Consider the following 12,478-nt stretch of genomic DNA (forward strand, 5'->3'; position numbering starts at 1 on the left):
CGCCGCTCATCGATAATGACTTGCAATAACGATAATCAGGCCGCTAAGGCGCTCTCGTTCAGGGAGTTTTTAAAGAATGACAGCGATCTTGGCGCTGCTCGCGACCACCGTGGCAGCTACCACCACCCCCGTCGCCGTGGCGGAGCCGCAACAGACGAACACCGCGCAACGCAGCGGCGACGGCTATTCGGGCGACGACATCGTCGTGACCGGCGCGCAGACCGCAGGCAGCGACGACTATACGATCGACGGCCAGACCACCGCGACGCGCATGCCGCTGAGCCTGCGCGACACGCCGCAATCGATCAGCGTCGTGACCCGCGCACAGATCGAGGATTTTCAGCTCAACGACGTCAACGCGTTGCTGGCGACGGTGCCCGGCGTCACCGTCCAGTTCGCGGACACCGACCGCGTCTATTATTCGGCGCGCGGGTTCGACATCCAGACGTTCCAGATCGACGGCATCGGCGTCCCCTTCGCATTCGGCATCCAGACCGGATCGATCGACACCGCGATCTACGATCATATCGAGGTGGTGCGAGGCGCGCCGGGCCTGTTGTCGTCGACCGGCAATCCTTCCGCCGTCGTCAACTTCATTCGCAAGCGTCCGACGCGGGAGGCGCGCGCCTCGGCAAGCGCGCAATACGGCTCCTACGACAACCTTCGTCTGGAGGCGGATGTCAGCGTGCCGCTGACCCGGGACGGCAGTATCCGCGCCCGCGCCGTGGGCGTCTACTACGATGCCGACACCAATCTGGACCGCAACCATATTCGCCGCTGGACGGGATACGGCATCATCGAGGCCGATCTGGGCCCGGACACCGTCATCAGCGGCGGCTATGGCCATCAGGACCACAAGAGCACCGGCGCGCTGTGGGGCGCGGTGCCGCTGCTCTACACCGACGGCACACGCACGGAGTTCGATCGATCGGGCAGCACGGCGCCCGAATGGTCGAGCTGGGGCGTGATCGATCGCCAGATCTTCGGCGACGTCACCCACAAGTTCGACAATGGCTGGGTCGCCCGCGCCAGCGCCATCCGTCGCGCGACGGACGAGGACAACACGCTGTTCTACCTGTCCGGCAACCCCGATCGCGCCACCGGTGACGGCCTTCTGACCTATCCGGGTGCGTTCAAGGCCCCGACGCGCAACCTGACGCTGGAAGCGTATGCGACCGGCCCGGTTTCGCTATTCGGACGCCAGCACGACGTGATGATCGGCGTGAACCGCAGCGCGCAGCAGTATCGGCAATATTCCAGCTACGGCGCGATCAACCAGCCGATCAACCTCGACGTGGCGCTGGCCGGCGATGCGGTCCGGCCGGACTTCCCCACGAATTACGACCTCAGCCTCGACCGCCATACGCGCCGCGAGACGGCCTATGGCCTCGTGCGGTTCAGTCTTGCCGATCCGCTCAAGCTGATGGTCGGCGGCAACGTCACGCACGCCACCAGCGAAGGCACATCCTATGGAACGCCGGTCAATTTCGACAACACGCGCTTCCTGCCGTTCGTCGGTTCGACGCTGGACCTGTCACCCAACTTCACACTCTATGCGAGCTTCGCGACGATCTTCAATCCGCAGACCGATGTCGACATCGACGACCGCGTGCTGTCGCCGATCAAGGGCAACAACCTCGAACTCGGGATCAAGGGCGCGTGGTTCGGCGGCCGGATGAACGCCACCGCCGCGATCTTCCAGACGCGTCAGGACAACACCGCCGCCTACGCCGGCTTCGCGGCCGGGCGGAGCTATTATGTCGGCGTCGACGCGAAGTCGCAGGGGATCGAACTCGACATCGGCGGGCAGGTCGCGCCCGGGCTGCAGGTCACCGGCGGCTATACGCTGATGCGCGTCGACGGGCGGGACGGCGATCCCGTGCGCACCTTCGTCCCGCGCAACACCGGTCGCCTCAACGTCAGCTATTCGCCGCCGTCGTTCGATCGCGTGAAGCTCGGTGCGTCGCTGCAATATCAAAGCCGGATCTATTTCGACGCGACGACCGCGACCCGCGTGCCGGCGAGGATCACGCAGGGCGGGTACGCCCTCCTCGACCTGCTCGCCAGTATTCGCCTGACCGATCGGGTGTCGCTCAGCGCCAACCTGCGCAACGTAACGAACAGCCGGTACATCACCGGCCTGACCTACGATCAGGGCTTCTATGGTCAGCCGCGAACGGCACTCGGCACGATCAGCGTCCGCTATTGATCCTCGCGGCACGGAGGCTTGCCGGCATCGTTCCGGCAAGCCTCCCTACTTGTCGGACAAGACGAATTCCGCCACTGGTCCCGGAAGATAGATCGGGAGAGACACGGATGACCTCGGCAATCAACAGGCGGCAGGCACTCGCCGGGGCGGCCTTGACAGGGTCGCTGGTCGCCGCGGCGTCGGTCGGCGCGGCCCGTCCGGCGCGGCCATCATCCGCTCCGCTCGCACCACGACCCCCGATGGGCTGGAACAGCTGGAACAGCTTCGCGACCACGATCACCGAGGCGCAGGCGCGCGAGACGGCGGCGATCATGCGCGAGAAGCTGCTGCCGTTCGGCTACGACATCTTCACGGTCGACATCCAGTGGTACGAACCCAACGCGTCCAGCTACGAGTATAACACCGCGCCGGTGCCGGCGATGGACGGCTATGGCCGGCTGATCCCGGCGCCCAACCGCTTCCCGTCCAGCGCCGACGGCTCGGGATTCAAGACGCTCGCCGCCGAGGTCCACGCGATGGGCATGAAGTTCGGCATCCACGTCATGCGCGGCATTCCGCGATTGGCGGTAAAGCGCAACCTGCCGGTGCTGGGCACGAAGTACCGCGCCGCGGATATCGCCGACACGTCCAGCACCTGCTCGTGGAACCCGGACATGTACGGCGTCGACATGCGCAAGCCCGGCGCGCAGGCCTATTACGACAGCATCTTCGCGCTGTACGCGTCATGGGGCGTCGACTTCGTCAAGATGGACGACATGAGCCGCCCCTATGACGCGCACGCGCCGGAGATCGAGGGCGCGCACCGCGCGATCGTCAACAGCCGCCGGCCGATGATGCTCAGCCTGTCCCCCGGCGAAACGCCGGTGATCCGCGGCGGCCATGTCCGCGAATACGCGCAGATGTGGCGCATCTCCGACGATTTCTGGGACGAATGGTCGATGCTGGAGGCGCAGTTCACGCGCCTTGAGAACTGGAACCCGTGGCGCCGCCCCGGTGGGTGGCCCGATGCCGACATGCTGCCGCTCGGCCGCCTCGCGCTCGGCAAGCGCGACACGAAGTTCACGCCCGACGAACAACGCACGCTGATGACCCTGTGGTCGATCGCCCGCTCGCCGCTCATCATGGGTGGCGACCTGCGTCATCTCGATGCGGCGACGCTGGCGCTGCTGACCAACCGCGACGTGCTGGCGGTGAACCAGTCTTCTACCGACAACCAGCCGCACTTCGTCGAGGACGGCGTGCGCGTGTGGTCCGCCCGCCCCGAGGGATCGCAGGATCGCTATCTGGCATTGTTCAACACCGGCGACGGGCCGCGGGAGATCGGCGTCGACCTGCGCTGGCTCGGATTGTCGCGTCCCGTCGCGGTGCGCGATCTCTGGAGCGGCAAGGCGATGGGCACCGCGACCGGCCGGGTCGCCCGGACGGTTGCCGCGCACGGGGCCGAACTGCTTCGGCTCAGCTAGACGTTCCGGGCGCAGCGACGGCGTTTTAACGGCTACCGTCGGTCGTCATCGCTGCTAATCTGCGGCGATGGACCCGCACGCGACGACTTCCGACCCCGAAGGGCGCAAGCCTGCCGTCCCCGTGTCGTGGTCGGCGGCGGAGCGGGTCGCCGCGCTTTACAGCTACGCCATCCTCGATACCCCGCGCGAGCCCGAGTTCGACGATCTCGTCCAACTGGCGGCGGAGACGTTCGGCGCGCCGATCGCGGTGGTCAACCTGGTGTCAAGCGATCGGCAATGGTTCAAGGCCGAACTCGGCATCGGCACGCGCGAACTGCCGCTCGACGTCTCGATCTGCGCGCACGCCATCCTGCAGAACGATCTCCTCGTCGTGCCCGACACGCGCGAGGACGAGCGCTTCGTCGGCAATCCGCTGGTGACGGCGGACGACGGCCTGCGCTTCTATGCGGGCGCACTGCTGCGCAGCGCCACCGGCGTGCCGATCGGCACCGTCTGCGTCCTCGACCGCAAACCCCGGCCGGACGGGATCACGCGGCATCAGCGACTTGTGCTGGAGGTGCTCGCGCGGCAGGTGATGACGCAGCTGGAGCTGCGTCGCGCGCTCCTGGAACAGCAGCATCGCGGCGACGAACTGACGCGCACGATCGCCCGCCGCGATCGGGCGGAACTGGCATTGCAGTCGATCGAGGAACGCTACCGGCTGGTCGCCCGCGCCACGAACGACGCCATATGGGATTGGGATTTCGCGACCAACCACGTCACGTGGAACGAAGCGCTGGTCGCCAGCTACGGCTATCTACCGGCGGAGGTGGAGCCCACCGGCGAATGGTGGATCGCACAGATCCATCCAGAGGACCGTGCACGGATCGACGCGAGCATCCACTCCGCAATCGACGGCGGCGCGAACAGCTGGTCGGGCGAATACAGGTTCCGCCGCTCCGACGGCACCTATGCCAGCGTTCTCGACCGCGGCCACGTCATCCGCGACGAAGGGGGTGCTCCGCTCCGCATGATCGGCGCGATGCTCGATATGACCGAGCGTCAGGAAAGCCGCGCCGCGCTGGCGATGAGCGAAGAGCGTTTGCGGATGGCGACGCAGGCGGCCGATGTCGGGTTCTGGGATGTCGATGTGGTTGCCGACATCCTCGTCTGGCCGCCGATCGTAAAGCGCATGTTCGGCATATCGGCTGATGTCCCTGTGACGTTACAGGACTTTTACGACGGCGTTCATCCCGACGACCGCGACCGGACGCTCGCGGCATTCGGGGCGGCCTGCGACCCTGATCGACGCGCGCTGTACGATGTCGAGTACCGCACGATCGGCAAGGAGGACGGCGTGATCCGCTGGATCGCGGCCAAGGGCCGCGGTCAGTTCGACGAGCGTGGATCGTGTGTGCGGATAGTGGGCACCGCCGTCGACATCACCGATCGGAAGCGGGGCGAAGAGGTGCTGCGGGCCAGCGAGCGTCGCCTGCGCTTCCTGCGCGATCTCGACGAAAGCTTGCGAGCCTCGACGGACGCACCGACCGCGATGCTGGCCGCGGCGGAGTTGCTGGCGCGGCATGTCGACGCGTCGCGATGCGCCTATGCCGATGTCGATGCCGATAGCGACCGCTTCGTCATCCGCGACGATTATGTCGCGCCCGGCATCGCCAGTTCGGCGGGCAGCTACCAGCTCGACCTGTTCGGATCGCGCGCGGCGCAGGCGATGCGGATGGGGCGCACCCTGGTGGTCGAAGACGTGCCCGCGGAACTGGACCCCGCCGACGGACGCGACATGTTCCTGTCGATCGGCGTCGGCGCGATCGTCTGCTGCCCGCTGGTCAAGGACGGCCGGCTGGTGGCGATGATGGCGGTCCATCAGGATCGGCCCCGATCGTGGAGCCGCGAGGATATCGCGCTGGTCGAAACGGTGGTCGAACGCTGCTGGGCGCATGTCCAGCGCGTCGGGGCGGAGGCGCGGCTGGTGCACAGCGAACAGCGATACCGCACGCTGTTCGAGGCGGTCGATGTCGGATTCTGCGTCGTGGAGATGAAGTTCGACGGCGACCGCGCCGTCGATTACCGGTTCGAGGAGGTCAATCCCGCTTTCGAACGCCAGACTGGATTGGTCGGCGCGGCCGGGCGCTGGATGCGCGAGCTGGCGCCGGGGCATGAGGACCATTGGTTCGAGACCTATGGCCGCGTCGCGCGGACCGAACAGCCAATCCGGTTCGAGAATGGCTCCGGGGCGATGGACCGCTGGTTCGATGTCCACGCCTTTCCGGTCGGCGCGACCGGCCGTCACCGCGTCGCCATCCTGTTCAACGACATCAGCGCACGCAAGCAGGCGGAGGATCGGCTGCTCGACCTGAACGAGACGCTGGAACGGCAGGTCGCCGAACGGACCGCCGAGATCCGGCAATATCACGACATCGTCGAATCGACCACGTCGCCGATCTGCGCCTTCGACGCCGATTTCCGGATCCTCGCCTTCAACAAGGCGCACAACGACGAGTTTCGCCGCGTCAACGGCTTCGACACCAGGGTCGGCGACGTCTTCCCGGAGCTGTTCATCCCGGAACAGCGAGAGGTCATGCGCGCGCTGATGCGTCGCGCGCTGTCGGGGGAGACGTTCACGATCGTTGAAACCTTCGGCCGCCCCCAGTTCGGCCAGCCCGCATGGGAGATCACCTACACGCCATTGCGCGACGAGAACGACCGGATCATCGGCGCATTCCATCTCGCCAACGACATATCGGACCGGCTGCGCGCGGAGGCCGACCTCGCTGCGACGCAGGAAGCCTTGCGCCAGAGCCAGAAGATGGAGGCCATGGGCAGCCTGACCGGGGGGGTGGCGCACGATTTCAACAATCTGCTGACGCCGATCGTCGGCAGTCTCGACCTGCTGCAACGAAAGGGGCTGGGCGGCGAGCGCGAGCAGCGTCTGATCGCCGGCGCGATCCAGTCTGCCGATCGCGCCAGGGTGCTGGTCCAGCGCCTGCTGGCCTTCGCACGTCGCCAGCCGCTGCAGCCGCGTGCCGTCGATCTGACGGCGCTCGTCGCCGGCATGGCCGACCTCGTCGCCAGCACGTCCGGCCCGCAGATCCGGCTGGATGTCGAACTCGCCGACGATCTGCCCGCCGCCGTGGCCGATCAGAACCAGCTCGAAATGGCGATCCTCAATCTCGCCGTGAATGCGCGCGATGCGATGCCGGAGGGCGGCCGGCTCAGCATCACCGCCCGCCCGGCGGCACCCGGCGAAACCGAGCGGGTCGGGCTGAAACCGGGACGCTACGTCAAGCTGGCGGTGGCGGATACCGGCACCGGCATGGACCCGGACACGCTGCGCCGTGCGGTCGAACCGTTCTTCTCCACCAAGGGGATCGGCAAGGGCACCGGGCTCGGCCTGTCGATGGTGCACGGTCTGGCGGCGCAACTCGGAGGGGCGCTGACGATCGACAGCCGCACCGGGCTCGGCACCAGCGTCGCGCTGTGGCTGCCGAGCACCGAGGACCGGCCGCACGAGGCCGAACAGCCGGACGACACGCCTGCCCCGCGGCGCGCCGGATCGGTGCTGGTCGTCGATGACGAGGATCTGGTGCGCGGCAGCACCGCCGACATGCTCGCCGATCTGGGCTATGACGTGGTCGAGGCGAACTCCGCCGAAACGGCGCTTCGCCTGCTCGACGAGGGTTTTGCGCCGGACTTGCTGGTCACCGACCATCTGATGCCGGGCAAGAGCGGCACCGAACTGGCGCGCGAGGTGCGCCACCGCCTGCCCGGTACGCGCCTGCTGATCGTGTCCGGCTATGCCGATGTCGAGGGGATCGCCCCCGATCTGCCACGCCTGGTGAAGCCGTTCCGTCAGGCCGACCTGGTCGAGATGCTGGCGGAGGCGACGGCGCGCTGACGGCACACTATATCACCGGCTCCACGATGACGGAGCAAGTGCATGAAGACGAGCGGTAATACCATTCTGATTACCGGCGGCGGGTCCGGTATCGGCGAGGCACTGGCGCAACGATTCCACGACGCGGGCAACACCGTCATCGTCGCGGGGCGGCGTCTCGATGCGCTGGAACGCGCCTGTGCGGGCCGCGACGATATGCATGCGATCACGCTTGACGTGGAGAGCGCGGAGGGTGTCGCCGACTTCGCCGCCCGGCTGCTGGCGGCACATCCCGCGGTGAACGTCTTAATCAACAACGCCGGCATCATGCGCTTCGAGACGCTGGACCGCGCACGCGATCTGGCGGATGCGGAGACAACGGTCACGACCAACCTGCTCGGCCCGATCCGCCTGACCAACGCGCTGATCGAGCATCTGGTCGGGCAGGCGGATGCCGCGATCGTCAACGTCACGTCCGGGCTGGCGTTCGTGCCGATGGTCGCCGCCCCGACCTACAGCGCCACCAAAGCCGCGATCCATTCGTACACCGTCGCGATGCGGCAGGTGTTGAAGGACAAGGTCGAGGTGATCGAGCTTGCGCCGCCCGCCGTCCAGACCGGACTGACCCCAGGTCAGGAGAGCCGCCCCGGCTACCAGCCGCTGGACGACTTCGCCGACGAGGTCATGGCGCTGTTCGCGCAGCAGCCGACCTCGCCGGAAATTCTGGTCGAGCGGGTCGGCTTTCTCCGTCGCGCCGAGGCGGAGGGGCGCTTCGACGAGACGCTGGTGCAGCTGAACGACTTCGCCACGAAAGCGCGGGGCGGTTGAATTCGGCACCCGGCCGTTCATGATCCGGATAGCTTGATCCGCTAGAGAGAGGGCGTGGGCCGGGGCGTCAGAGCGATCATCCTTGCGATAGCGATGCTGGCGTCCGCCGGCGTCGCCGCGCAGTCGGCTGTGCCGCCGCCGGTCACGCTGCAATCGGGTGAAGACGCATTGGTGCAGGATGCCGGCGCGATCGCCGAACGGCTCGCGCTGAGCCCGGATCAGGCCCTGCTCCACCTCCGGTTGCAGCAGGCCAGCGTCCCGACGACCGACGCCATCGGCCGCCGTTTCGCCGCTCGGCTGGCAGGGATCGCGATCGAGCATCGCCCCGCCTTCGGTATCGTCGTCCTGCTGACCGGTGACGATCCCGTCCCGGCGGAGGTTATCGACCTCGCCGGTCAACCGGTCACCATCCGCTTCGTGACCGGTGCGCGAGCGACGCAGACCGAGCTGGTGCAGGCGATCGGCGCGCATCAGGCGACGATCCGCGCCAGCCTGCTCGGCCCGCCCGGACTGGGCGTCGATCAACGCACGGGCGAGCTGGTAGCGATCGTGTCGGCGCGCGATGTGGAGCGCGAGGGGCTGGAGCCGCTGCGCGATCGGCTCGCCGCGCTGACGCAGGTGCCGGTGCGGCTGCGCGTCGTGGATCGGCCCGCGCTCGATATGGACGGCGTCGCGGGCGGCATGCGCCTGATGGGCAGCGTGCCCGGCGATACGCGCCGCTATCTCTGCACGTCCGGCTTCGTCGTCACGGACGGCACGCGCGACGCGATCGCCACCGCCGCCCATTGTGCCGATACGGTCAGCGTCCGCGATGCCGAAGGACGCGACGAGGCGCTGGAGTTCGTCGGCCAATGGGGCTGGGGGCATCAGGACGTCCAGATCAATCTCAGCCCACGTCCCCTGCAACCGGTGTTCTTCGCCGATGCCGCCCGCTCGGTCACCCGCCCCGTCACGGGATCGTACAGCCGCGCGGGAACGCGGGCGGGCGACGCCGTCTGCCATCGCGGTGAACGCACCGGCTATAGCTGTTCGCTGGTGGAGCTGACCGATTTCGCCCCGGCCGGCGATCTTTGCGGTGGCGCATGCCTGCCGACATGGACGACGGTAGCAGGCCCGACCTGCAAGGGCGGGGACAGCGGCAGCCCGATCTTTCTGGGCACGACGGCTTACGGCATCCTGAAGGGCGGCAGCTATCGATCGGATGGCAGTTGCGCCTTCTATTTCTACATGTCGACCGACTATCTTCCGACCGGCTGGACACTGCTGACGGCTCCCGCCCCGCCCGTCATTCCATAGAAGCAACTTGCTTTTGCTTCCGTGCTCGGACACATGGAAATCGTATAACACAGGGAATGACGCATGAGGATGCTCCGATCGGCGAGCCTGTGGGCGATGATTGCGGTGGTTCCTGCCCTGACCGGGTCGGTCGCTCCCCTCGGGGCGCAGGAGACGCCGGCTACCCCAAGTTATCCGGCGGTGAAGACGACGTCGTTCCGCGTCGGCGATTTCCTGCTGGCGCTGCGAACCGACACGCAGACGCTGGCCAGCCTTCGTCCCGATCCTGCATCCGCTTTCGACTTCCTGCCCTCCGCGCGGGAGGCGGAACGCGCCGGTGATGGTTATGTCCATGTCGGCGATCTTCACGTCCGGCTGCGCAGCGCGGGCGGTGCCTGGCAGGACTTCGCGTCCGCCAAGACCCGCCGCCCGGTCGCGCCGTTGCCGCCCGAGGCCGGGATGATCGCGGGCGCGGACATCACCGCGACGATGGGCACCGGGCTACCGCTGAAGATCGAGCGGCGCTGGATCGACGACAATGGCGTACCCGCGCTGCGGTTCACGCTGGTCAATGGCAGCACCGCACCGGTCGAGATCGGCGCGCTCGGAATGCCGATGGTGTTCGATAACATCATCACCGATCGCTCGCTGGACGAAGCGCATGCGCAGGCGAGCTTCGTGGATCCCTATATCGGCCGCGATGCCGGCTATCTTCAGGTCACGCGGCTGAACGGTGCCGGCCCCGCCCTGCTCGTATTGCCCGAAAAAAATACGCCGCTGGAAGCGTGGCGGCCGATCCTTCAGGACAAATGGGCCAAGGGACAAGCGTTCACCGACCGCAGCGATCGGGGGCAGACGTCCGAAGGATTCTACGACTGGACCGTCGCCAGCAAGGCCTTTGCCGAGCGGGAATGGGCGAAGGCTCCGGACCAATGGAACACCCCGACCAGCTTCACGCTGGCACCCGGCGAACGGCGCACGATCGGCATCCGCATGGTGCAATCGCCGACGATCCGCGCGATCGAGACGACGCTCGCGGCGCAGCATCGGCCGGTAGCCATCGGCATCCCCGGCTATGTCGTACCGACCGATCTGGATGCTTCGCTGTTCGTGAAGGCACCGCAGGCGATCACCAGCCTGACCGTCGAGCCCGCGAACGCGATGACGGTGACGCGGGCGGGCGAGGTGAACGGCTGGCAGAAGCTTTCGGTACGCGGCACCGGCTGGGGTCAGGCACGGCTGTCGATCGGCTATGCCGACGGCAGCGTGCAGACGGTGAGCTATTTCGTCACCAAGCCGCTGGAGCAGACGATGGCCGATATCGGCCATTTCTCCACGACTAAGCAGTGGTTCGAGGGCAAGGGCGATCCGTTCGGACGGTCGCCTGCGATCCTGACCTATGATCGGGAAGCGAACGCGATCGTATCGCGGGAACCGCGCGTCTGGATCGCGGGGATGAGCGACGAGGGCGGCGGCGGCAGCTGGGTCGCCGCGATCATGAAGCAGCTCGATCATCCGGAGCCGGCGGAACTCGCGCGGCTGGAGCGGATGATGAACCAGACCGTGTTCGGCCGGTTGCAGATCGCGACCGGGCCGACCCGGGGTGCGGTCAAGAAGAGCCTGTTCTACTATGACCCGAAGCTTCATCCCGGCTTCTACGACCCGGCGGTCGACTGGACGACCTGGACATCCTGGTCGAAAAAGGGCGCCGACGATCTGAACCGTGCCTATAACTACCCGCACGTCGCGATCGGTCATTGGGTCCTGTACCGCACCGCGCGCAATCATCCCGGGCTGGTGACGATGCGGCCGTGGCGCTGGTATCTGGCCATGGCATACCAGACCGCCGTCGCGATGACACGCGACGCACCGCAATATGCGGAGTTCGGGATGATGGAGGGCGACGTGTTCCTCGACATCCTGAAGGACCTGAAGCGCGAGGGCATGACCGCAGAGGCAACCCATCTGGAAGCGCTGATGCGTAAGCGCGCCGATCACTGGAAGACGCTGAAATATCCGTTCGGCAGCGAGATGGCGTGGGACTCGACGGGCCAGGCGGAGGTCTATGCGTGGATGCGCTATTTCGGGCATCAGCCGCAGGCGGACATCACGCGCGAGGTCATACTGGGCTATGACCCGACGATCCCGAGCTGGGGCTATAACGGCAATGCGCGCCGTTACTGGGACTTCCTCTACGGCGGCAAGGTCGCGCGGATCGAACGGCAGATCCATCACTACGGATCGACGCTGAACGCGGTGCCGCTGTTCGACGCGTTCCGCCAGAACCCGGCCGACACGCACCTTCTCCGCGTCGCCTATGGCGGAATGATGGGTGGCATCACCAATATCGACCGGGAGGGCTTCTCGTCCGCGGCCTTCCACTCCGCGCCCGACATGATGAAGTGGGACGCGTATTCGGGCGATTACGGCATGGGTTTCTATGGTCACGCGCTGACGGCGGCGACCTATGTGGTGAAGGATGCCGCGTTCGGGTGGCTGGCCTATGGCGGCAATCTGCGGGAGAGCGACGAAACGGTCACCGTCGTCCCGAAGGACGGCGCGCGGAGCCGCGTGTTCTTCGCACCCGTCGGTGCTTGGATCACGCTGGAGGCGGGCAAGATCGCGGAGGCGCGGTATACGCCCGCAACCGGCCGCATCACCCTGACGCTCGATCCGGCCACCACAACGACGCCAATCGCGCGCCTGTTCGTGGAGGCGGGTGCCGCCGGCAACCGTGTCTATGCGCCGGTCGGGGGGACATCTCTGCGAGGCGGCTATTCGGTGACGCTGGGCCGGGGCCCCACGACGGTCGACCTCGCCCCGTCGTAGGAG

Annotated in this window: 6 protein-coding genes; all 6 read left to right on the forward strand. The window is 66.9% G+C overall.

From position 1 onward, the window contains the following. Window positions 1-76: 76 nt before the first annotated feature. The 6 genes from ASG07_RS06975 (at window position 77) to ASG07_RS07000 (ending at window position 12,475) form a co-directional block, all read left to right on the forward strand. The gene (locus ASG07_RS06975; RefSeq protein ID WP_055843735.1) at window positions 77-2,209 is read left to right on the forward strand and encodes a TonB-dependent siderophore receptor; all 2,133 of its coding nucleotides are present in this window, start codon (window positions 77-79) and stop codon (window positions 2,207-2,209) included. Between the two features lie 107 nt (window positions 2,210-2,316). Further along, complete coding sequence (locus ASG07_RS06980) at window positions 2,317-3,672, forward strand: glycoside hydrolase family 27 protein (RefSeq protein ID WP_055843737.1); 1,356 nt, start codon at window positions 2,317-2,319, stop codon at window positions 3,670-3,672. Window positions 3,673-3,739: 67 nt separating this feature from the next. Continuing rightward, window positions 3,740-7,564 (forward strand): PAS domain S-box protein, encoded by a 3,825-nt coding sequence (locus ASG07_RS17820; RefSeq protein ID WP_055843739.1) that lies wholly within the window; start codon window positions 3,740-3,742, stop codon window positions 7,562-7,564. A 42-nt stretch (window positions 7,565-7,606) separates the two neighbouring features. Beyond that, window positions 7,607-8,371, forward strand: coding sequence for an SDR family oxidoreductase (locus tag ASG07_RS06990; RefSeq protein ID WP_055843741.1), 765 nt, complete (start codon window positions 7,607-7,609; stop codon window positions 8,369-8,371). A 93-nt stretch (window positions 8,372-8,464) separates the two neighbouring features. After that, window positions 8,465-9,667 (forward strand): hypothetical protein, encoded by a 1,203-nt coding sequence (locus ASG07_RS06995; RefSeq protein WP_055843744.1) that lies wholly within the window; start codon window positions 8,465-8,467, stop codon window positions 9,665-9,667. A 63-nt stretch (window positions 9,668-9,730) separates the two neighbouring features. Further along, a complete protein-coding gene (locus ASG07_RS07000; protein ID WP_055843746.1) occupies window positions 9,731-12,475 on the forward strand; it encodes a DUF5695 domain-containing protein in 2,745 nt (914 codons plus the stop codon). Window positions 12,476-12,478: the final 3 nt, after the last annotated feature.

The sequence above is a fragment of the Sphingomonas sp. Leaf343 genome (assembly GCF_001423765.1).
Classification (GTDB): domain Bacteria; phylum Pseudomonadota; class Alphaproteobacteria; order Sphingomonadales; family Sphingomonadaceae; genus Sphingomonas.

What these genes read in the sequence shown, in the direction of transcription:
- ASG07_RS06995 (WP_055843744.1), top strand. Translation starts at nt 8,465, where the DNA reads ATGCTGGCGTCCGCCGGCGTCGCCGCGCAGTCGGCTGTGCCGCCGCCG.
- ASG07_RS17820 (WP_055843739.1), top strand. Translation starts at nt 3,740, where the DNA reads ATGGACCCGCACGCGACGACTTCCGACCCCGAAGGGCGCAAGCCTGCC.
- ASG07_RS07000 (WP_055843746.1), top strand. Translation starts at nt 9,731, where the DNA reads ATGAGGATGCTCCGATCGGCGAGCCTGTGGGCGATGATTGCGGTGGTT.
- ASG07_RS06990 (WP_055843741.1), top strand. Translation starts at nt 7,607, where the DNA reads ATGAAGACGAGCGGTAATACCATTCTGATTACCGGCGGCGGGTCCGGT.
- ASG07_RS06980 (WP_055843737.1), top strand. Translation starts at nt 2,317, where the DNA reads ATGACCTCGGCAATCAACAGGCGGCAGGCACTCGCCGGGGCGGCCTTG.
- ASG07_RS06975 (WP_055843735.1), top strand. Translation starts at nt 77, where the DNA reads ATGACAGCGATCTTGGCGCTGCTCGCGACCACCGTGGCAGCTACCACC.